Source organism: Mesorhizobium sp. USDA 4132, from assembly GCF_056279545.1.
In genome coordinates this window covers 3,714,391-3,734,723 of the sequence record NZ_JBWCCP010000001.1, presented here as the reverse complement: position 1 = coordinate 3,734,723, position 20,333 = coordinate 3,714,391, and the positions used below count along the sequence as shown (strand labels likewise).

The 20,333-nt window shown below is 62.7% G+C and carries 24 protein-coding genes; 12 read left to right on the top strand and 12 right to left on the bottom strand.

Translation table 11 applies throughout. From position 1 onward, the window contains the following. Window positions 1–25 precede the first annotated feature (25 nt). On the top strand, window positions 26–673 hold the full coding sequence (locus tag ACZ9IU_RS18975) for an NADPH-dependent F420 reductase (protein ID WP_498957798.1): 648 nt from the start codon (window positions 26–28) through the stop codon (window positions 671–673). On the opposite strand, the gene ACZ9IU_RS18970 is transcribed toward ACZ9IU_RS18975, so the two are convergent. Beyond that, window positions 670–1,332: a sulfite oxidase-like oxidoreductase gene (locus tag ACZ9IU_RS18970; protein WP_038545795.1), complete on the bottom strand. Its 663-nt coding sequence runs from the start codon at window positions 1,330–1,332 to the stop codon at window positions 670–672. The two genes, ACZ9IU_RS18975 and ACZ9IU_RS18970, sit on opposite strands and share 4 nt — an antisense overlap. Window positions 1,333–1,435: 103 nt before the next feature. On the opposite strand from ACZ9IU_RS18970, the gene ACZ9IU_RS18965 reads away from it, so the two are divergent. After that, window positions 1,436–2,608 carry an aminotransferase gene (locus tag ACZ9IU_RS18965; RefSeq protein WP_038545792.1) on the top strand — a complete coding sequence of 391 codons (1,173 nt, stop codon included), beginning with the start codon at window positions 1,436–1,438 and terminating at the stop codon, window positions 2,606–2,608. A 27-nt stretch (window positions 2,609–2,635) separates the two neighbouring features. Continuing rightward, window positions 2,636–3,916, top strand: coding sequence for a DUF763 domain-containing protein (locus ACZ9IU_RS18960; RefSeq protein WP_051899830.1), 1,281 nt, complete (start codon window positions 2,636–2,638; stop codon window positions 3,914–3,916). Here the strand turns inward: ACZ9IU_RS18960 and ACZ9IU_RS18955 are convergent. The 3 genes from ACZ9IU_RS18955 to ACZ9IU_RS18945 form a co-directional block, all read right to left on the bottom strand. Continuing rightward, on the bottom strand, window positions 3,898–4,131 hold the full coding sequence (locus ACZ9IU_RS18955; RefSeq protein WP_038545789.1) for a tautomerase family protein: 234 nt from the start codon (window positions 4,129–4,131) through the stop codon (window positions 3,898–3,900). The genes ACZ9IU_RS18960 and ACZ9IU_RS18955 overlap by 19 nt on opposite strands. 86 nt (window positions 4,132–4,217) lie before the next feature. Continuing rightward, entirely contained in the window at window positions 4,218–5,426 is a 1,209-nt protein-coding gene (locus tag ACZ9IU_RS18950) for a pyridoxal phosphate-dependent aminotransferase (RefSeq protein ID WP_038545786.1), read from the bottom strand. A 15-nt stretch (window positions 5,427–5,441) separates the two neighbouring features. Beyond that, window positions 5,442–6,083 (bottom strand): TetR family transcriptional regulator C-terminal domain-containing protein, encoded by a 642-nt coding sequence (locus ACZ9IU_RS18945; RefSeq protein ID WP_038545783.1) that lies wholly within the window; start codon window positions 6,081–6,083, stop codon window positions 5,442–5,444. A 256-nt stretch (window positions 6,084–6,339) separates the two neighbouring features. Between ACZ9IU_RS18945 and ACZ9IU_RS18940 the strand changes: the two genes are divergently transcribed. Beyond that, entirely contained in the window at window positions 6,340–7,863 is a 1,524-nt protein-coding gene (locus ACZ9IU_RS18940; RefSeq protein ID WP_038545780.1) for a globin-coupled sensor protein, read from the top strand. Window positions 7,864–7,865: 2 nt separating this feature from the next. Here the strand turns inward: ACZ9IU_RS18940 and ACZ9IU_RS18935 are convergent, their stop codons facing one another. Together ACZ9IU_RS18935 and ACZ9IU_RS18930 are read right to left on the bottom strand one after the other, a co-directional pair. Beyond that, complete coding sequence (locus ACZ9IU_RS18935; protein ID WP_038545777.1) at window positions 7,866–9,101, bottom strand: MFS transporter; 1,236 nt, start codon at window positions 9,099–9,101, stop codon at window positions 7,866–7,868. A gap of 4 nt (window positions 9,102–9,105) precedes the next feature. Continuing rightward, window positions 9,106–10,467: an LLM class flavin-dependent oxidoreductase gene (locus ACZ9IU_RS18930; protein ID WP_038545774.1), complete on the bottom strand. Its 1,362-nt coding sequence runs from the start codon at window positions 10,465–10,467 to the stop codon at window positions 9,106–9,108. A 94-nt stretch (window positions 10,468–10,561) separates the two neighbouring features. On the opposite strand from ACZ9IU_RS18930, the gene ACZ9IU_RS18925 reads away from it, so the two are divergent. Next, entirely contained in the window at window positions 10,562–11,125 is a 564-nt protein-coding gene (locus tag ACZ9IU_RS18925; protein ID WP_038545771.1) for a helix-turn-helix domain-containing protein, read from the top strand. A gap of 109 nt (window positions 11,126–11,234) precedes the next feature. Here ACZ9IU_RS18925 and cydB read toward each other — a convergent pair whose 3' ends face one another. Continuing rightward, complete coding sequence (gene cydB, locus ACZ9IU_RS18920) at window positions 11,235–12,239, bottom strand: cytochrome d ubiquinol oxidase subunit II (RefSeq protein WP_038545766.1); 1,005 nt, start codon at window positions 12,237–12,239, stop codon at window positions 11,235–11,237. Next, the gene (locus ACZ9IU_RS18915; protein WP_038545763.1) at window positions 12,229–13,647 is read right to left on the bottom strand and encodes a cytochrome ubiquinol oxidase subunit I; all 1,419 of its coding nucleotides are present in this window, start codon (window positions 13,645–13,647) and stop codon (window positions 12,229–12,231) included. The genes cydB and ACZ9IU_RS18915 overlap by 11 nt, the downstream gene beginning before the upstream one ends. 336 nt (window positions 13,648–13,983) lie before the next feature. Between ACZ9IU_RS18915 and ACZ9IU_RS18910 the strand changes: the two genes are divergently transcribed. From ACZ9IU_RS18910 to ACZ9IU_RS18895, 4 genes are all read left to right on the top strand, one after another. Beyond that, window positions 13,984–14,253: a hypothetical protein gene (locus tag ACZ9IU_RS18910; protein WP_038545760.1), complete on the top strand. Its 270-nt coding sequence runs from the start codon at window positions 13,984–13,986 to the stop codon at window positions 14,251–14,253. Between the two features lie 42 nt (window positions 14,254–14,295). Continuing rightward, entirely contained in the window at window positions 14,296–14,502 is a 207-nt protein-coding gene (locus tag ACZ9IU_RS18905) for a hypothetical protein (RefSeq protein ID WP_038545756.1), read from the top strand. Window positions 14,503–14,522: 20 nt separating this feature from the next. Next, entirely contained in the window at window positions 14,523–14,765 is a 243-nt protein-coding gene (locus tag ACZ9IU_RS18900) for a hypothetical protein (RefSeq protein WP_038545753.1), read from the top strand. Window positions 14,766–14,899: 134 nt separating this feature from the next. Then, the gene (locus ACZ9IU_RS18895) at window positions 14,900–15,583 is read left to right on the top strand and encodes a phosphoribosyltransferase (protein WP_038545749.1); all 684 of its coding nucleotides are present in this window, start codon (window positions 14,900–14,902) and stop codon (window positions 15,581–15,583) included. Window positions 15,584–15,586: 3 nt separating this feature from the next. Here ACZ9IU_RS18895 and ACZ9IU_RS18890 read toward each other — a convergent pair whose 3' ends face one another. Next, the gene (locus ACZ9IU_RS18890) at window positions 15,587–16,366 is read right to left on the bottom strand and encodes an endonuclease/exonuclease/phosphatase family protein (protein ID WP_051899829.1); all 780 of its coding nucleotides are present in this window, start codon (window positions 16,364–16,366) and stop codon (window positions 15,587–15,589) included. A gap of 65 nt (window positions 16,367–16,431) precedes the next feature. On the opposite strand from ACZ9IU_RS18890, the gene ACZ9IU_RS18885 reads away from it, so the two are divergent. Then, window positions 16,432–17,373: a putative bifunctional lysylphosphatidylglycerol flippase/synthetase gene (locus ACZ9IU_RS18885; RefSeq protein ID WP_038545746.1), complete on the top strand. Its 942-nt coding sequence runs from the start codon at window positions 16,432–16,434 to the stop codon at window positions 17,371–17,373. Here the strand turns inward: ACZ9IU_RS18885 and ACZ9IU_RS18880 are convergent. The 3 genes from ACZ9IU_RS18880 to ACZ9IU_RS18870 all read right to left on the bottom strand — a co-directional run bounded on the left by ACZ9IU_RS18880 (window position 17,353) and on the right by ACZ9IU_RS18870 (window position 19,379). Then, a complete protein-coding gene (locus tag ACZ9IU_RS18880; protein WP_051899828.1) occupies window positions 17,353–18,822 on the bottom strand; it encodes a phospholipase D-like domain-containing protein in 1,470 nt (489 codons plus the stop codon). The two genes, ACZ9IU_RS18885 and ACZ9IU_RS18880, sit on opposite strands and share 21 nt — an antisense overlap. A gap of 137 nt (window positions 18,823–18,959) precedes the next feature. Further along, window positions 18,960–19,163 carry a hypothetical protein gene (locus tag ACZ9IU_RS18875; protein WP_157885172.1) on the bottom strand — a complete coding sequence of 68 codons (204 nt, stop codon included), beginning with the start codon at window positions 19,161–19,163 and terminating at the stop codon, window positions 18,960–18,962. A gap of 36 nt (window positions 19,164–19,199) precedes the next feature. Then, window positions 19,200–19,379, bottom strand: coding sequence for a hypothetical protein (locus ACZ9IU_RS18870; RefSeq protein ID WP_247031131.1), 180 nt, complete (start codon window positions 19,377–19,379; stop codon window positions 19,200–19,202). 1 nt (window position 19,380) lies between these two features. Here ACZ9IU_RS18870 and ACZ9IU_RS18865 point away from each other — a divergent pair, with 1 nt between their 5' ends. Beyond that, a complete protein-coding gene (locus tag ACZ9IU_RS18865) occupies window positions 19,381–19,578 on the top strand; it encodes a hypothetical protein (RefSeq protein ID WP_247031083.1) in 198 nt (65 codons plus the stop codon). Between the two features lie 241 nt (window positions 19,579–19,819). Beyond that, window positions 19,820–20,332: a ferritin-like domain-containing protein gene (locus tag ACZ9IU_RS18860; protein ID WP_038545740.1), complete on the top strand. Its 513-nt coding sequence runs from the start codon at window positions 19,820–19,822 to the stop codon at window positions 20,330–20,332. Window position 20,333: the final 1 nt, after the last annotated feature.

Genomic DNA, 20,333 nt, shown 5'->3' with positions numbered 1-20,333 from the left:
ATTATTACCGGCTAATCAAGCGCCAATCCAGAGGCGATATTCCCGCCATCGAAACCACTGGAGTATCGCAATCATGACCATCGGTATTATCGGCGCCGGCAATATCGGCGCAGCCTTCGCCCGCACTCTTGCAAGAAACGGCGTGCGCGCCACCATCGCCAACAGCCGCGGCCCGGCCTCGCTCGAAACACTGACGGCCGAGCTGTCGCCCTGGATTTCCGCCGGCACGATCGAAGAGGCAGCAAGTGCCGACATGGTGCTGATCGCGGTTCCGTGGTCGAAGCTGCCGGCTGCTCTTGCCGGCCTGCCGGACTGGAACGGCCGGATCGTCATCGATGCAAACAACCCGATCGAAGCGCCGCTGTTCAAGCCGGCTGAACTCAATGGCCGCCTTTCCAGCGAGATCGTTTCAAATCTGGTGCCGGGCGCCCGAGTTGTTAAGGCCTTCAACCATCTGCTGGCAAAACTGCTCGAGGCTGATCCTTCTTCCGAAGGCGGCAAGCGTGTGCTGTTCTATTCCGGTGACGATGCGGCCTCGAAGTCGGAGGTCGGCGGGCTGATCGACAAGCTCGGTTTCTTCGGCATCGATCTCGGGCCGCTTGCGGTAGGCGCCAAGCTGGCGCAGTTCCCCGGTGGCCCGCTGCCGGCGCTCAACCTCGTCCAGTTCGGTTAGTCGTCCGAATAACGCTCCTCGGACCAGGGGTCGCCGCGCATGTGGTAGCCGTTCTTTTCCCAGAAGCCGGCTTGGTCGCGGTCGAGGAACTCAATGCGGTTGAGCCATTTGGCGCTCTTCCAGAAATAGAGGTGCGGCACCACCAGCCGCACCGGCCCGCCATGTTCCTCGGTGAGCGGCTTGCCTTCCCACTCAGTGACGATGATCGCGTCCGGCGAGGCGAAATCCGAGAGCAGCAGGTTGGTGGTATAGCCGTCATAGCTGGTCAGCATGACGGCGACGGCCTCGTCCTGCGGATCGACGAGATCGAGGAAATCGTGTGTCGAGACCCCTTTCCAGTTGTTGTCGTAGCGCGACCAGGTGGTCACGCAATGGATGTCGGAGCGCATCTCTGTCTGCGGCAGAGCCTGGAAGGCCGCCCAGTCCAAGGTCCTGCGGTTGTTGACGAGGCCGCGCACGTCGAGTTTCCAGCGCTCGGGCGAGACCTGCGGCTGCTGGCCGAGATCGAGGACCGGCCAGTTCTTGACCAGGTGCTGGCCGGGCGGTAGGCGGTCGGTTTCCGGCCTGGCGATCCGGCCGGTCAGGAACTTGCCTTGCTCCGCCCATTTCCGCTTGGTGATGGTGAGCTTCGAATCCTTGGGCTCAATCTCGTCGGCCATATCCGGTTCTCCTTGCGTCGCCCGATAATCTGATAAACAAGAAAGGCAATCAATTGCCCATCTTGGCAATCGCCTGTTCGGAAAATCCTGTTCTCGGAAGATCATGCCTGCCTTCAATCCGCTTATCGAAAAGCTCAGCCCTCCACCCGTACCCTCCGTCGCCGCCTGGGGGCGTGCCTATGACGGATCCAAAGGTCCGCTGATCGACCTCTCTCAGGCCGTGCCCGGTTATCCGGCCCATCCGGACATGCTGAAGCTGCTCGGCGAGACCGGCTCGTCAAAAGCCTTTACCGGCTATGGGCCGATCGAGGGCGAGGCCGAGCTGCGGACGGCCTATGCGGCGCATGTCTCGGAGGTTTATGGCGCAGGCATCGGCCTTAAGAACATCCACATCACGTCGGGCTGCAACCAGGCTTTCGTCTGCGCCGCGATGACGGTGGCCGGCCCCGGCAATACGGTGCTGATGACCGAGCCCTTCTATTTCAACCACGAAACGACGCTGGCGATGATGGGCGTCAAGACCGCCTTTGTCGCCTGCGATGCGGCGAACGGTTTCCTGCCGGACCTTATCGGGCTCGAAGCGGCGATTACCGGCGAGGTGCGGGCGCTGGCGCTCGTTTCCCCCAACAATCCGACCGGGGCGATCTATCCGCCGTCGCTGCTCGAAGCGATCTTCAATCTCTGCCGGACCAAGGGCATCTGGCTGATCCTCGACGAGACCTATCGCGACTTTCTGCCGGTCGCGGACCAGGCGCCGCATACGCTGTTCAGCCTCGACGGCTGGGAAGACACGCTGATCAGCCTTTACAGCTTTTCGAAATCCTTCTGCATCCCCGGCCACCGGCTCGGCGCGATCACCGCCGGTCCGCTCGCGGTCGAACAGATCGCCAAGATCATGGACAATCTGCAGATCTGCGCGCCTCGGGCGGCCCAGGCCGCCGTCGCCAAGGCGCTGCCGCTTCTGGCCGACTGGCGCGAGGAGAACCGGCAGGAGATCGGCCGTCGCGCCGATGCCCTGAAGGTTGTGATGCGCTCCGTCAACGACTGGAAGCTCGATGCCATAGGCGCCTATTTCGCCTTCGTGCGGCATCCGTTCCCAGGCAGAAGTTCGGCGGAAGTGGCGGAAAAGCTTGCAAAGCAGGCCGGCATCATCTGCATTCCTGGCGCCTATTTCGGCGAGAGCCAGCAGGATTACCTGCGTTTCGCCTTCGCCAATGCGGATGTGCCGACGATCGGGCTATTGCGAGAACGTTTGCAGAACTTTTCCCTATCGTGAGCCCAGGCGTCCGTATATAAGCGGATCATGGTTCAAAGAGCAGGCAGCGCCGATCTCCCGCTTCATGGCGGCCGGGTTCCCCGGTGGCTCGGTGAGCGCATGACCAGGCTAGGTGCCGTGATCACCCAGGCGATCGTCATCGAATACGGCCGCGACGAACTTCTGCGGCGGCTGGCGCATCCCTTCTGGTTCCAGTCCTTCGGTTGCGTCATGGGCATGGACTGGCATTCTTCCGGCATCACCACCAGCGTTCTCGGCGCGCTCAAACGCGGGCTGACGCCGATGGCCGGCGAGCTCGGCATTCATGTCTGCGGAGGCCGTGGCCAGAGCTCCCGCAAGACGCCGGACGAATTGATCGCCGTCGGCAACCGCGTCGGCATCGACGGCAGCGGCCTTGCGACGACCAGCCGTCTGGTCGCCAAGGTGGACAGCGCCGCGGTGCAGGACGGGTTCGATCTTTATCTGCACGGTTTCATCGTCACCGACGATGGCAAATGGGTGGTGGTGCAGCAGGGCATGAACGGCGACAAGCGCCAGGCGCGGCGTTACCACTGGATCTCGGAGGGTTTGAAGAGCTTCGTCGATTCCCCGCATGCGGCGATCGAAGGCCGCGGGCAGGGCGAGATCGTCAATCTCGCCGACCACCGTGCCGAAGCCTCCCGAAAGGGTCAGCTCGATCTACTCGCGACGCTCGGGCCGGACCGGATCATCCGCGAGGTGATTGCCATCGAGCCGGCGCGCAAGGTGAAGGAACCGGCGCAGCCGATGCTGCCGCATCTGGTCATGCCGGCGCATCACGATGTCCGCGAGGAGGACGTCAACATGAGGCGGCTGCATGGCACGCTGGCGGCGGCGGCAGATCGCGGCCCGGAGGATTTCGAGAACCTGCTGCTGATGCCGGGTGTCGGCGCGCGGACGGTCAAGGCTTTGGCCATGGTCGCCGAGGTGGTGCATGGCACGCCCTGCCGGTTTTCCGATCCGGCGCGCTTCTCGCTCGCCCATGGCGGCAAGGACCGGCATCCGTTTCCGGTGCCACTGAAGGTTTATGACGAGACGATCAAGGTGATGAAGTCTGCCGTCGGCAAGGCCCGGCTCGGCCGGGAGGAGGAGCTGCAGGCGCTGAAGCGACTCGACGACCAGGCCCGCCAGATGGAACGGTATGTGACCGGCCCGGACCTCAAGGAGATCGTCGCCGGCGAATTCCGCCAGTCGCACGAATGGGGCGGCCGCAGCGTCTTCGGCTGGGAGCCGCCGGCGGAGGAGACCGCTGATTTTCCCGGATCAGCCGATTACTTGAAGGGATCGTAACCGGGCTTTTTGTAGACAAGCTCCGGCTGTCCCTGGATATCCGGCACGTAGACCTTGTCCGTCCAGGCGTCTCTCGGAAAGTCCTGGATTGCGACCGACACGGAACTCTCGGCAGAGCCAAGAGCGGTCATGACCGCCTTGGTCACCTCAGCCGTCAGTGCCTGCTTCTGCTCTTCGGAGCGGCCCTCGACCATTTTGACAATAACATGGGGCATGTTGCGCTCCTCCGATGGGCAGTTTTTCAAATCAACCGAAGCGAGCATAGCCCGTCTCGTTCATGGATTTCAATCGGGAACTTCGCTCACGCCATCGGGGTTGTCGCGCGGTCTCTGCCAGTGGACGCGATGCGGCCGGCGAGGTCGGCGATACGGTGCATGGCGGTTGCAACCGTATCGTCCGGGACCGTCAGCGAGATGCGCAGGAAGCCTGCGGCCTGGGCGCCGAAGGAGGTGCCGGGCATGACGGCCACTTTTTTCTCGCGCAGCAGTTCCCAGGCGAATTCCTCGCCGTTGAGCCCGGTGGCGGTCACGTCGAGCAGAACAAACATGCCCCCTTCCGGCGGCATCGGCTTGACGAGATTGCTGCCGGCAAAGGCCTTTTCGACGATGGTGGCACGGCGGCGATAATTTTCCCGCATCACGTCGGCGGTGTCGAAATGCTGCGACAGCGCCATGGCGGTCATGTCGGAGATGAAGGGCTGCACGCCGAACAGCATGGTTTCGGACACCGGCAGCAGTCTTTCACAGAACTCTTCGGGGCCGGCGGCCCAGCCGCTGCGGAAGCCGGGGGCAGCATGGGATTTCGAGATCGACGAGACCGCGATGGTACGTTCGGCCAGTGCCGGAATGTCGAAGGGCGAGGCGAAGGGCGTGCCTTCGAAGATCAACTGCTCATAGACCTCGTCCGAAACGATCCAGAGGTCATGCTTGCGGCAGACGTCGCCGATGGCGGCGATTTCCGCGGCAGTCAGCACCGCGCCGGTCGGGTTGTGCGGCGTGTTGAGAAGGAGCACGCGGGCCTCCGGCGTGATCGCCCGTTCGAGGTCCTCGGCCTGCAGGTGGAATTTCTTTTCCGGACGCAGCGGCACGGGGATCATGTGCGCGCCGGTGGACTGGATGACGCCTTCATAGGTGGCATAGAGCGGATCGCCGACGAGCACGCCGTCGCCGGCTTCGACGAGACCGGTCATGACGGCATAGAGAGCTGTCTGGGTGCCGGGGAAACAGAGGAAATTGCGCTCCGTGACACCTGGCCGGCGTTTCGAATACTTTTCCACCAGCGCCTTCAGCACCGGCGGCTCGCCGCGGCCATTGGAATACCGGGTGCGGCCGGCATACATGGCACGCGCCGCCTCGTCGAGCAGAGCCTTGTCCGGCTTGACGTCCGGCTCGCCGATGGTGAGTTCGATGATGTCCTCGCCTGATGCCTGCATGCGGCGGGCGGTCAGGTGGAGTGCCCAGCGGCCGGAGCCGAGATGGGCGAGGCGGTCGGTGATCGAGGCATAACGCATCGGTGGTTCCTTTTCTTATCGTTGTTCGGCCGAAAGCTCGCCGGGCTGCAGGCGCAGCAGCGCTTCCACGGAGATCAGTGCATTTTCTGCGAGTTCGTGTTCCGCAAAGGTATCGGCCGCAAGCGTTCCCTCCAGCCAGAGGCCATCGACGAGCGCGTTGACCCCGATTGCATAGGTGCGGCATTGGGCGGGGCTCAGAGCTCGCTTCTCCTCGACGAAGAAGGCGGACAGCAGCGTCTCCAGCGCCTCAAGGAAGGAGAGATAGTTTTCGCGGTGGATGGCGGCGAAGCTCTGGTCGATCTGGATATGGCTGATGAAGGCGGCCCAGAGCGACAGCGTGCGCGGGTCGGTCACCGGCGGCGTCACATTGGCGACGATGAAGCGACGCAGGCGCGAGCGGGCCGTCTCGCCCTCGATCGCGGCAGCAACCGCCGCCTCGGTCATGCCCGCCATCACCTTGCGGTAGGCTGCCTGCAGCATCTGGTCCTTGCTGCTGAAATAGTGCCGGATCAGCCCGCCGGTGACGCCGGCGCGCATGGCGATCTGGCGGACCGTCGCGCCCTGGATGCCGAATTCGGCGATGCAATCGAGCGTCGCGGCAATCAGGTCCTCGCGCCGCTCGGCCTCGCTTGCCCTATGGTAGGTGCGGCGGTTCACGGGTCATCTCCTGAGGAACGGCAGGCCGTTCTTGGCACGGCGTCACGGCTTATTATACGCTCGAATAATTCACGCAAGAGAATTCCTCGAACTTCCGCCGCATCAGCATCGCTCGGGTGGCGGAAATTCATCGCAAAATGTAACTTCCTATCAGTTTTGAGGGGTGCGCATTAAGGGATCCTACACCTTAACCTTCACAATATGGAACCGATACACCTCCCAAAGGGCGGTGACCGCGGCGGATTGGGGGATCATAATGTCGTCGGCTGAAGAAAAACGCGAACTGCAAAAGCGTCTGGATTTTATCGGTCTGGACCAGGAGGCGCGGGCAAGGCTTCGCCGCCTCGCACCGATCATCAATGCCGGTCTTTCGACGGCTCTCGGCACGTTCTACAAGAAGATCCAGTCGATACCCGACACCGCCAAGTCCTTCACCAACCAGGCTCACGTAGAAAGCGCCAAGAAGCGCCAGATGAGCCATTGGAACGTTGTCGGCGAGGCCAAGTACGACGAGCGTTATGTGGAAAGCGTGCGGGCCGTCGGCGCCGCGCATGCCCATTCTGGCCTCGATCCGCGCTGGTATATCGGCAGTCAGGCGCTGGTCGTGGAAAGCCTCATCCACAAGGTGATGGCCGAGAACTGGCCGTCCCGTTTCGGGCGCGGCAAATCCGAAAAGCTCGCCAAGGACGTCGCGACGCTGGTCAAGGCGGCGATGCTCGACACTGACTATTCGATCTCCGCCTATCTGGAGATACAGGCAGAACAGCGCCGCCACGCCGAGGAGGCGAAGCTCGCCGCCGACGAGGAGCAGGAAGTTGCGCTCGAGGCTCTGGACGACGTGCTGAAGGGCCTTGCCGCAGGCGATCTGGAGAGCCGGCTTTCCACCGCTCTTCCTGAAAACTTCGTCAAGATGGCGGAAGGCTATAACGGCAGTGCCGAGAGGCTGCGCGGCACATTGGCGACCGTGCGCCATGCCGGCGAGGAAATCCTCGTCAGCACCAACGGTATCTCCCAGGCCTCGAAGGATCTTGCCCGGCGGACGGAGGAACAGGCCCAGGGCCTGGAGGAGAGTTCCGCGACACTGCACCAGCTCACCCACAGCGTTTCCGGCACCGCCGAAGGCGCCAGCAAGGCGGCCGGGGCCGTCGATGTAGCGCTTTCGGAAGCACGGGCCTCGGGACCGGTCGTCAAGCAGGCCGTCGCGGCGATGGGCGAGATCGAACGGTCGTCCGACGAGATTTCAAAGATCATCGGCGTCATCGACGAGATCGCCTTCCAGACCAATCTTCTGGCGCTCAACGCGGGCGTCGAGGCGGCGCGTGCAGGTGAGGCGGGCCGCGGTTTCGCTGTCGTGGCGCAGGAAGTGCGGGCGCTGGCGCAGCGCTGTGCCGATGCCGCCAAGGAGATCAAGGATCTGATCTCCGACAGTTCGCGGCAGGTGCAGGCGGGCGTCGACCTCGTCAACAATGCCGGTGCGGCGCTCAGCCAGATCACCACGCGCATCGACGATATCAACACCATCGTCAAGACGATCGCCACCGAGGCGGCGCATCAGTCGATAGGCCTGCATGAGGTCAACGGTGCGCTGAGCCGGATGGATTCGCTCACCCAGGAAAATTCGGCCATGGTGCTGGATACGTCGAAACAGACGTCGGACCTGCGCGATGCGGTGGAACGGCTGGTGACGGCGTTACGCGGCTTCAAGACCCGCAGTGCGGAACGGCTCGCCCGCGATCGCCAGAAGCGGGAAGAGATGCCCGGCCGTCGCCTCGTCGCCTGAGATCAACGCCTTCCGCCTGCAAGCCGGATGGCTTCCGGCCTACCGCGCAGGATCAGCATCGAGGCGGCGCCGAAGATCGGCCCGACCGCCAGCAAGACGAACGTCCACCGCCACCCGCCCAGCAGTGCGGCCAGATGCGGCATCAGCCAGATCATGAAAATGGTCAGCGCGAACCCCATGCCCATCTGCAGCGATAGTGCCGTGCCGATGTAATTGCGGTCTGCAAGCTCGGTGACGGCGGCGGAGAACTGCGCCGAATCTCCGATGATCGAAATGCCCCAGACGATCACCACCAGCGCCAGCAGCCAGAAGGGGCCGTCGAAGACGAAGCCAATGGTCAGGGCGCAGGCGCCGGAGACGATCATCAGGCCGGCGGTGGTGGCGGTGCGGCCAAAACGGTCCGAGAGCACGCCGCCGGCGAAACAGCCGAATACACCTGATGCGACGGCGATGAAGGTGAGCAGCGAGGCTTCGCTGCTGATGCCGGTTCCTCCCTTGTCGAGGGCTGCGGTCAGATAGGCAAGCAGCCAGGCCCACATGGCATAAAGTTCCCACATATGGCCGAGATAACCGCCGTTGACGAGCAGCAGGTTGCGATCCTTCAGCACCCGGCCGATCTGGCGCGGGTCGAACAGCGCCTTGCCGAACGGATTGGGGCCTTCACGGGTGAAGAGGAGGAGAACGACGGCGCCGACCAGCGTCGCACCGCTCGATGAGAGGACGACGTTGTGCCAATCGACCGCCGACGACATGCCGCGGAAGAGGTGCGGCAGCGACGAGCCAGCGGTGATCGCGCCGATGACGCCGGCTAGCGCCAGGCCACGTCCGGAAATGAACCAGGTGGAAACGAGTTTCAGCGCCGGCGGATAGACGCCGGCGAGCGCAAAACCGGTGACCATGCGGCAGAGGATGGCACCGGCCGGGCCGGGTTCCAGAGCCAAGGCGGCATTGGAGAGCGCGGCAAGCAGGGCGGAAACCGCCATCAGCCGGTTCATGCGGATGAGGTCCGGCAGGTTGAAGAGGCTTGCGGCCAGAGCGCCGATCACGAAGCCGATCTGCACGCCGTTTGTGAGCCAGGCGGCGGCACTTTCGGACAGCGACCAGACGCGTTTCAGCTCCGGCGCGATGGCGTTTGCCGAAAACCAGCAGGAGAAGGAGAGCACGACGGCGAGGCACAACAGCGCCAGCATCGACCAGCGGCCTTCAGCTGGCGTTTCCAGGGTCGTCGCGGTGCTCATCGGTTTATCCCATGGTGCGATATCTGGCGGCGATATGCCGGCTCGGCAGGCGCGGCGTTCCGAACAGCTTTTCACGGAACGGGCCTTCGCGATAGCTGGTCTTGTAGAGACCGCGTTCCTGCAGGATCGGGATCACCAGTTCGATGATATCGTCAAAACATTCCGGAACGACGGTGCGCGACAGGTTGAAACCGTCGACGCCGGCCTGGTCCATCCAGGCGACGAGGTTGTCGGCGATCTGTTCGGCGGAACCGATCATCGGCGCCTGGCGGCTGCCGAGCACCATCTGTTCGAGCAGCTTGCGCTTGGTCCATTGCGGCCCGACGGTGCGGGTCATCGCCTCGACGTTGGAGACGATCGCAGAACTCTTGCCGGTCTCGATCGGCTCGTCGAGATCGTATTTTGCAAAGTCGATGCCGAGCGAGCCGGCCGCATGTACGAGCGCGCCTTCGGAACTCGCATAGGCGCGATAATCCTCGAATTTTTCGCGGGCTTCCTTTTCGGTGCGGGCGGTGACGATCGTGGCGCCGACGAAGACTTTGACATCCTCGGCGTTGCGGCCGTATTCGACGGCGCGAGCCCTGATGTCGTCGACGATGCCCTTGACGCCTTCGGTCTTCTGGCCGTTGACGAAGACGCACTCGGCATGGGTGGCGGCGAATTGGCGGCCGCGGGTCGAGGAGCCGGCCTGGTAGAGAACCGGGGTGCGCTGCGGCGAGGGTTCGCAGAGATGGATCGCCTCGATGCCGTATTGCTTGCCGCGGTGGTGGACCTTGTGCACCTTGGGCGGGTCGGCATAGACGCGGTTTGCCCGGTCGAAGACCACCGCGTCGTCCTCCCAGCTTCCTTCCCAGAGCCGGTACATGATCTCCATGTATTCGTCGGCGAGGTCGTAGCGATCGTCATGGGCTGCCATCCCATCCAGGCCGATCGCCTTTGCGGCGCTGTCGAGGTAACCGGTGACGATGTTCCAGCCGATCCGGCCGCCCGTCAGGTGATCGAGCGTCGACATGCGGCGCGCGAAGACGAACGGCGGTTCGTGGGTCAGGTTGGCGGTAACGCCAAATGAGAGATGTTCGGTGACGGCGGCCATGGCCGGCACCAGCAGCAGCGGATCGTTGACCGGCACCTGTACCGCACCCCTCAGCGCCGCCGCATTGCTGCCGCCGAAGACGTCGTTGACGCCGAGAACGTCGGCGAGGAATATGCCGTCGAACAGGCCCGCTTCCAGCCTTTTCGCATAGTCCGTCCAGTATCGCAGCTGCGTATAGCGATGCGACTGGTCCCGCGGATGCGCCCAGAGCCCCTGCTGGATGTGGCCGACGCAGTTCATGTCGAAGGCGTTGAAACGGATTTCGCGCGTCACGATCTTCCCCTTGAATTCCTCATTGCGGACAAGGCACGTCTCTTATACGATGCTATCGTCCACTATAGAAGACGATTGTTGAAAGGCAAGCCGCTTGCAACAGGCTGAAAATGATCCGGTCCAGGCGATTGCCATGCGGCTGAAGATCGAGCGGGAGGCGCGGGGCTGGTCCTTGGCCGAGCTTGCCGAACGCTCGGGCGTCTCCAAGGCGATGATCAGCAAGATCGAGCGCAGCGAGGCGAGCCCCACGGCAACCGTGCTCGGCCGGCTCTCGGGCGCCTTCGGTCTGCCGCTCTCAGTTCTGCTGGCGCTTGCCGAGCGGGCGCAGGAGCGCGTCGCGCTGCAGGCGGAACAGCCGGCCTGGACCGATCCGGAAACGGGTTACACCCGCCGCGCGGTCTCTCCGGCGAATTCCCCGTTGGAGCTTCTGGATGTATCGCTGCCATCAGGCGTGCGCGTGCCTTATCCGGCATCCGCCTTCGCCTTCCAGCACCAGCAGATCTGGGTACTTTCGGGCCGGCTCGATTTCCAGGAGGGGACGGTGATGCATCATCTCACCGACGGTGATTGCCTTCTGCTCGGCCCGCCTGCCGATTGCGTCTTCTTCAATCCAGGCACGGAACCGGCGCGTTATGTGGTGGCGCTGACACGGCGTTAGGCGCCGAGCCAGAATTTGATGACCACGCCGACAGTGCCGACCGTTACCACTCCGGCCACCCAGAGGCCGACGAACCAGGCGAGTCGCCTGAAGGTTTCGCCGCCGGTCATCAGTGATAACCCTCTTCCGGATCGACCTTGCCGCGGAAGACCCAATAGGCATAACTCGTATAGGCAAGGATGAGCGGCACCAGGATCAGCGCGCCGACCAGCAGGAAACCGAGGCTTTCGTCGGGCGCCGCCGCATCCCATATCGTCACGGATGTCGGCACGATATAGGGATAGAAGCTGATGCCGATGCCTGCGTAGCCAAGTATGAAAAGCCCGAGCGCGGCAAGGAAAGGCCGGCTGTCGCGGTTGTTTTTCAGGCCCGTGAGCAGAAGCCAGAAACAGCCGAGGACAAGCAGCGGCACGATGATGCTGAAGATCGCCGTCGGCCAGGAGAACCAGCGTTTCAGATAGAGCGGTTCGAGAAAGGGCGTCCAGAGGCTGAAGATCGCCATGGCGGCGAGCGTCGCGAGGGCGGCGATATAGGAAAGGCTGCGAGCCTTGTCGCGAAGGTCGCCCGTCGTTTTCATCACCAGCCAGGTCGAGCCGAGCAGTGCGTAGCCGATCACGACTGCAAGGCCGGTGGCGATCGAAAACGGGGTCAGCCAGTCCCGCCAGCCGCCGGAGTAGGCGCGGTTTGCAACCGGAATGCCCTGCACCAGCGCGCCAAGCGCGATCCCTTGAGCCAACGCCGCCATGAACGAGCCGCCGGCAAAGGCCCAGTTCCAGAGATATTGTGCCCGGCCGGTGCGCCAGCGGTATTCGAAGGCGACGCCTCGAAAGATCAGCCCGATCAGCATGGCGATGATAGGTGCGTAGAGTGCCGGCAGGATCGTCGCATAGGCGAGCGGAAAGACCGCCATCAGCCCGCCGCCGCCGAGGACAAGCCAGGTCTCGTTGCCGTCCCAAACGGGCGCGACGCTGTTCATCATTACGTCGCGATGGCGCTTTTCCGGAAACAGCGGGAAGAGAATGCCGACGCCGAGGTCGAACCCGTCGAGGATGACATAGGCAAGCACTGCGAAGGCGATGATGGCCGCCCAGATGAAGGGAAGGTCAATGGCCATGACGGGCTCCTGCCTGAAGTGCCGGGGTTTGCGGGCCGGGATTGATGCCGGCGGTTCGGATAGGGCCTTCGCCGAGGTCGCCGCTCGGATCGCGCGGCAGGCGGGACATCAGCCGCAGAATGTAGAAGGTGCCGGCGCCGAAGACGAGGAAATAGACGACGATGAAGGCGATCAGCGAGGAGCCCACTGCTGCCGCCGCAATCGGAGAGACGGAGTTGGCGGTCAGCAGGTGGCCATAGACGGTATAGGGCTGGCGGCCGACCTCGGTTGTCACCCAGCCGGCGAGCACGGCGACGAAGCCGGCCGGCCCCATCACCATCGCAGCACGGTGCAGCCACTCGGTCGTGTAGAGGCTGCCCTTCCATCGACAGTACAGGCTCCAGAGGCCGAGGCCCAGCATCACGAACCCGAGGCCCACCATGATGCGGAAGGACCAGAACACGACCGGCACCGGCGGCTGCAATTCGCGCGGCACTGTGTCGAGGCCCTTGAGCGGCGCATCGAGGCTGTGCTTCAGGATGAGGCTCGAAAGCTTCGGGATCTCGATTGCATAGTCGATCCGTTGCTCGGCTTGGTTCGGCAGGCCGAAGAGGATCAGCGGCGCGCCGTCCGGATGGCTCTGGTAATGGCCTTCCATCGCCATGACCTTGACCGGCTGGTGTTCCAGCGTGTTGAGGCCGTGCTGGTCGCCGGCAAAGATCTGGATCGGGGCGACAATCGTCAACATCCACATCGCCATCGAGAACATCGTGCCGGCGCGCAAGGGGGCGGTGCGGCGCAGGAGATGCAGGCCGCCGACCGCGCCGACCACAAGGGCGGTCGTCAGATAGGCGGCAAGCACCATGTGGACGAGGCGATAGGGGAAGGATGGGTTGAAGATGACTGCCCACCAGTCGGCGGGGATGAACTGACCCTTGTCGTTCATCGCAAAACCTTGCGGAGTCTGCATCCAGGAGTTGGCGGAAAGGATCCAGGTCGCGGAGATCAAGGTGCCGACCGCGACCATCAAGGTGGCGAAGAAATGCAGGCCGGGGCCGACGCGATTGCGGCCGAACAGCATGATGCCGAGGAAGCCTGCCTCCAGGAAAAATGCCGAGAGCACTTCGTAGCCCATCAGCGGGCCGATGATCGGGCCGACCTTGTCGGAGAACACGCTCCAGTTCGTGCCGAACTGATAGGACATGACGATACCGGAGACGACGCCCATGCCGAAGGCGAGAGCAAAAATCGTCTTCCAGAAGTCGAACAGCTCCAGATAGACGACCTGTTTCTTCCACAGCCAAAGACCTTCCAGCACGGCGAGATAACTCGCCAGCCCGATCGAAAACGCGGGAAAAATGATGTGGAACGAGACCGTGAAGGCGAACTGCATGCGCGCCAGCAGCGTCGCGTCGAAGGTCTCGAACATGGCGTCATCCCTTTTCTGGCGGGGGCCGGAAGCCCATCCATCTCATCGGATGACAATCGGCGGGGGGCGTCAAGAGATCAATGCGCATCAATGCCGCGCGCCCGGATGCCGCGGCCCTGCGTTGAACCGCCGCAGTGAACGAAAAGGCGCTTCCCGGTGATGGGAAGCGCCAAGTTGGGGAGGGTACTTATGACAATGTCGGCCGCGTGGAGGTCATGCGTCCGACCCGCGGTGAACCCATGATCATGAGTTTTGTTCCCCCTTCGCTTGTTTTGGCGCGGAACCTTCGGTGGCGGTCCCGGTTCGACAAGCAGGTATGGAAAGGAGAAACGCACCATGAGCAAAGCCGTAGAAACCACCGATCACAAGGAAATCCGGCAATGGATCGAGGAACGCGGCGGCCATCCGGCCCGGGTGAAGGGTGCCCGGGAAGAGGGCATTCTGCGCGTCGATTTCGGGAAGCCGGAAGAATCCCTGGAGGAAATCGCATGGGACGACTTCTTCTCGATCTTCGATGAGAACAAGCTCGTCTTCCTTTTCCAGGAAGAAACGGAAGCCGGCAAAACCAGCCGCTTTAACAAATTCGTGTCCAGCACGAAACACTGAGGCCGCGGCCAGACCGCGGTCCCTGAGCCAAGGAGGACGATCATGTCCACTTCCAAGCACTTCAAGACCCGCAAGCCGAGCGACGCCGATCTCAAGGAGGATCCAGGCATAGGCCAGTCGAAAGGGTTGAACCGCTTTACCGGCGCTGACGAGATCGCCGGCGAGAATACCGAGGAAGGCGATGTCGGTAACGACACGACTCGTTTCGGCGGCGTCGATCCCAACCAACGCGGCCGAGCGAACAAATGACCTCTCAAGGAGGATAGACCATGCAAGGCAATAAGACCCATCAGCAACAACGTAACGTCATCGAAAAGCGGGAAAATACCGCCAATGCGCCCAAGGATTTCGATCCCGGCCCCGACCTGCGACGGAGCGAAGCGGCCAAGGATGCATTCCGTCGCGGCGATAACCTGGACATGCGGGCTGCGGAAGTTTCCCTCCATGACGATCCGTCGATCATTCGCGGCCGCAACCAGGAAAGCGAACACCACAAGGGCAAGGGCTCCTGACTCTTTTGGAGAGCACGGAACCCAAACCCCATCCTCACGGTTGTCGGACGTCCGGCTGGTGATATGATGCCGTCGGGCTGGCATAAGAACCAAGTGCGGTGGCAGGCGTCGTCGCACCATCCTGGGAGGATGACATGTTCGGTCTAAGCCCAACCTTTGTCGATCGCGAGGATGCCGGAAGGCAATTGGCGGAAGCCATGCAGGCGGCGATGCCGCCCGATCCGATCCTGATGGCGCTGCCGCGTGGCGGCGTACCCGTGGCCTTCGAAGTCGCCCAGCGGCTCGGCCTGCCGCTCGATCTCCTCATCGTCCGCAAGATCGGCGCGCCCGGTCATCCCGAATACGGCATCGGCGCTGTCGTCGATGGGCGGGAGCCGCACGTGATCGTCGACGAAGACGCCGCCCGTCGGTTCCACGTGCCGCCAGGCTATCTTGCGGCCGAGCGCGAACATCAGCTCGCAGAAATCGAGCGCCGACATCGGATGTATTTCGGCGAGGACGAGCCGAGCGAGCATGATCATACGGGCCGCGACATCATTCTCGTCGATGATGGTATTGCAAACGGCGTTTCGATCCGCGCCGGCATCCACGCGTTGAAGGACATGGGTGTAGCGTCGATCCGGATCGCGGTGCCGGTCGCGCCGCGTCTATTGCTGGAAGCCCTGCAGGAAGAGGTCGACGATATCGTCTGCCTGTCGGCTCCGGACCGCCTGGAAGCAGTCAGCCTGCACTACGGCGACTTCAGGGAGACGACCGACCAGGACGTGGTGCGCCTTCTGAAGGAGGCTCACCGGCTCAGCCGCACCCTGAGCCATTGAGGATCAGAGCTCGACAGTGACCAGAAGCGGCAGATGATCGGAGGCCCGGCGGGAAAGCGGGGTCGACACGACCTGCGTGGCGATGGGCGTGACTTCGCCGGAGACGAAGACGTGGTCTATCCTCAGGAGCGGCAGACGCGATGGGAAAGTGGGCTTGGGCCTTCCCCCGCTGACAAGCGGCGCGTCCGCCATCTGGCGGGCGACGGCCTTGTAGGTCGCAGTCACGGGAGTTGCGTTGAAATCGCCGATCAGGATCTTCGGCTTGCCCTGGCAATCCGGGGCCCCCATCCAGGACGGCCCGAGGATCTCGCCGATCTGGCGCATCCGGTCGCCGCCCAGCAGGCCGAGATGGGTATTGAAGACCTGCAGCTTGTGCTCGCCGACCTCTATTTCCACCCAGACGGCGCCGCGCTGCTCCCCATGCGAGGACAGGCCGGCACCCTTGACCATTCTTGCCGGAAGGGCCGTCAGGATCGCATCGCCATAACGCTCTTCGGCGACGTTGAGTGCAGCGTGGAAATGGAATTCCATCCGTAGAAGAGACGCAATCGTATGCGCCTGATCTATCCCGCCGGTGCGGTTGCGGCCGACATCCAATTCCTGCAATCCGATGATATCCGGTTCCAGGGCCGAGATGACCTCGGCCACCCGGGCGGGGTCGAGCCGGCGATCGGTACCGATGCAGCTATGCACATTATAACTCAGGATTTTCAGGCGATGCCTTGTCTTCAAAGGCTGGGCCGGGGCGGGGCCGGCCTCGGCTGGCAATATCTGATCCGTCATGGCGCTGGGAACACCTCGGGCCCGGTTTCGTTCCCATTGTTATACAGCCGTTTACGAGAGGGACCATGATCGCCAGACGCCATCTGCTCAAGTTTCTGCTCGGCGTTGCGATCTGCCTGGCGGCCTTCCTCGTCTATCGCAGTCTCGGTCGCTACACGGTCGACGAGATCGAGGAATCGGTCCGGTCGATCGCCGGTTTGCGGCTGGCGACTGCCTTCTTTTTCGTCATCCTCTCCTATCTCTGCCTTGGTGGGTTCGATGCGCTTGCCGTGCGGTATGCGGGCAAGCCGCTTCTCTTGCGCCAGACTTCGCTCGCGTCCTTCACGGCTCTGTCGATCGGTCACAATGTCGGGCTTTCCGCGCTCAGCAGCGGTGCCGTGCGCTACCGGTTCTACACGCGCTGGGGGCTGACTGGAGAGGAGATTGCCAAAGTCATCGTGTTCTGCGGGGTGACCGTCGGCCTCGGTCTTGGAACGCTCGCCGGACTGGCGTTGCTGCTCCAACCCGGCGATGCGGTGGACCTGCTGGGCCTCGACCGCACGGCACGGCTGGCGGTCGGCCTGCTCTGCCTGGCCGGGCCTGTCGCCTATCTCATCATCTGCGCCTTCGTGCGCCGTCCGCTTGTCGTGCGCAACTGGCGTTTCGAACCGCCGGCGATACAGCTTGCGCTCGGCCAGATCATCATCGGCACGCTGAACTTCGCCTGCGTCACGGCATCCATCCAGCAGCTTCTGGCGAGCTTTACCGATGCCGGTTACATGGATGTGGCCAGCGCCTACGTCACTGCCAACCTGGCCGCGCTGATCAGCCATGTGCCGGGCGGGCTCGGCGTGCTGGAGGCGACCATGCTCGGGATCCTGCCGACATCCGCTTCGATCGGTGCACTGATTGCCTTCCGCGTGCTTTATTTTTTCGTACCGCTCACGGTCGGCGTGCCGACGCTGCTCGTCACCGAGGCTTATTATCGTCATCGGGGCGGCAGGTTCCTAGAGCAGACGGTAATGTGACAGGCGGGCGAAAAGCCGCCGGAAACCGGCCTTGATTTCCGGGATCGGCCAGAAGGGCTGTTTCGGGTCGATGATCCCCGTGCCGACCAGAGATTCCGTTTCGCCTTTGTCCGTATCGACGTCGTAGCTCCGCAAGCCACGCGGCTTGACGTTCAGCCGATCGACGGCCGCCAGCATGGAGCCGGTTTCCGCGATGATCCGCGTGACTTCCGCCGGTTGGGCGTCGAGGTGTTCGGCGATCAGCTCGTTGCGCAGTGCCGCGATCGCCTGTCGGCCCGCCGGTTGAGAGGTTTCGATCGCAAGGTCCGCCTCAGTGTCCAGGCCTTCCGAGCGATTGTTGAGATTGGAAGAGCCGACGCGCACGAACCGGTCGTCGACGATGATCAGTTTCGAGTGAACGATGATCTCCTGCTCCCTGCCGTCGCCGTCGGAAACCACGGCATAGAAAACCCGCAGCCGTCCATAACGATCCGCGCGCTTCAGGCGGCGGATCAGCCGGTTGCGGTTGTGGCCCATCATCAGCTTTTCCAGGAAGCCGTGGGATTCGCGCGTAACGATCACGAGGATTTCGGGGCCGTCTGCTTTCCTCAACTGTCTGGCAAGCGTCCGCGCCACGCCGAAGGAGGCGAGATACTGGGTTTCGATATAGAGGTGGCTTTTTGCTGCCTTCAGCGCGTCGTGGGTCAGCCGTATCGCCTCGCGGTGGCCGCGGCGGCCCTTCCATTTCCAGGCTTCGGTCAGCGCCAGACCGGTGTTGCAGTCGGTCAGGGCCGGTTCCAGGTCTGCTGGCCAGGGAGGCGCGCTATGCGTATCAAGTGGCGCAAGCGTTTCTCGGGTCGCCTTCTTCCACCGGCGGCGGGCGACATCGCCGATCAGCTTTGCCGTATCACCGGTCACGATCGCCTGCATGTCGTGGACAGGGCCATAGGCGGCTCCGTCCGGAGCCCGGCGAAGCGGGTTGACTGTTGCGTGGCTGCGGTCGTCCCACCGACGGGCGGTCAGGTCGATGCCGCCGAGGAAGGCTGTCCCGTCGTCGATCACGACGATTTTCTGGTGATGGCTGGCGCGCAGCGGATGATCGAAGTCGAAATGCAGGAAAATGCGCGGATGATCGTTCCAGCCCATCCTGCCGAACATCTTCAGGCTCTTGCCGGAGTAGACCGGGCCCATGCCCCAGACCAGGATGCGGATTTCAAGCGAAGGTTTTTCCTCGACCATCCTGTGCAGCAGTGCGCCGAGGGTCTCTCCGTCCGGACCGCGGGGACGAAGGAGAATGTCGGGATTGAAATCCCAGCCGATGATGAAGACCGAACGTTCCGCCTGTCTAAGCACCTGATCCAGTCGGCGGTAATAATCGTCGGCATCGATCAGGAAGGCGAGTTTTTTTGCCCTCGCACTGCGCCATGCGTTGCGGCCCGGTCGGATGATTGGGTCGAACGCGAATGACATTTTTAGGGTCGGGAGTGATTGCGTCGTTGCGTCCACCTGCGCCACCTCGTCATAGGATGACAGATGAACGCGCGGATTTTATCCTTTGTTCCAAGGTTGAGTTCATGTGCCGACCCGGATGGATGCAAGGTGAGGCGTTATTCGAGAACGGTCTGCTGAGCTGGATTGGGGGCAACGAAACCGTTGTTGCTGTCTCCCAATACCTCCATCGCGACGATGAGCCCGAGGAGGATGAGAATTGCGGCGATCAGCAGCTTCCAAAGCCCGCCCGCCAGGTGTCTCTGGCTGTTCTCGCTCTGCATTTCTCTACGGTCTGAATGCGTATGGCTATGGATGTTCATGGTCGATCTGCCGGCGCTTACGGCGCCGGTACCTCTTCAACTGAAAGCCAGGCTGCCGGGCGGCATATAAACTGGCGGATTGGGGTTTTCATCCGGATTGGGCAGCGGCGTCTCGTCCGGCAGCCGGTCCGGTTCCGGTTCGCCGATCGGGGGTTCCGGTTTCCAAACAGGGGCCGGCATAGGCGGCCGTTCGCTGGGTTCGCGAGGATCGGGTATCATGGAAAACTCCCTGTTACTCATTCCACAACCACCCGGCATGGCGATTGTTCCTCGCGAATTGCCCTACCGGTTGGTGGAGCCGGTGCTCGTCGGATCCGTGCCGGGAGCCGGTGCTGGTGCCGGCTTCTGCGCGGTGTCGTTGGTCGCCGGAGGTGTCGGCGCCTGCGCCGTATTATCCGACGTGCCGGTGAAATAATAGCCGACAGCCATCAAGAGGAGCACTATAATAACGCCTCCGATGATCGAATTTGCCCTCGTCTCGCGTGACATGATCTCGCCTCTGTGCTGGTGAAGTTATCGCCGGACAATTCGCAGATGGGGGCAAATGTTCCAACGCATTGAGGCGAAGAGGAACTTCGGATGCTTTCAGGGGTTGAATCCTGCCATCTTGCCATTCATCCGCGTTCTGGTGGCAACCGATTTGCGAGGAGAAGCGAATGACCCATGCCCGAGACAACTTCCTCGCCTGGCTGCGTGCGGCGCATGCCATGGAGGAGCAGGCAATCATCACGCTCTCAGCTCAATCCAGGCGGATCGAAAGCTATCCGGACCTCAAGGCAAGGATTGTCCAGCATCTGCACGAGACGGAGAAGCACGCCCAGGCGCTGAAGGCGCTTCTGGATCAATTTTCCGGAACCGGCAGCGCATTGGCACTCAAGGACATGGCGGCCAAGCTGGCGGCCAAAGCGCAGGGCGTCGGCGGCATGTTGACCAGTGACGAGGTGGTCAAGGGAGCGATGGCAAGTTATGCCTTCGAACACATGGAGATCGCCAGCTACAAGGTTCTGATTGCAGCGGCCGACGAACTCGATGAAATGGAAGCAAAGACCGTCTTCGAACGTATTCTGGGCGAAGAGATCGCAATGGCGAACTGGCTGGAAGCCAATCTCGATGCCATCACCCGCGTATTCCTGATGCGGGACGAGCGGGACCTGATGGCCAAGAGATAGC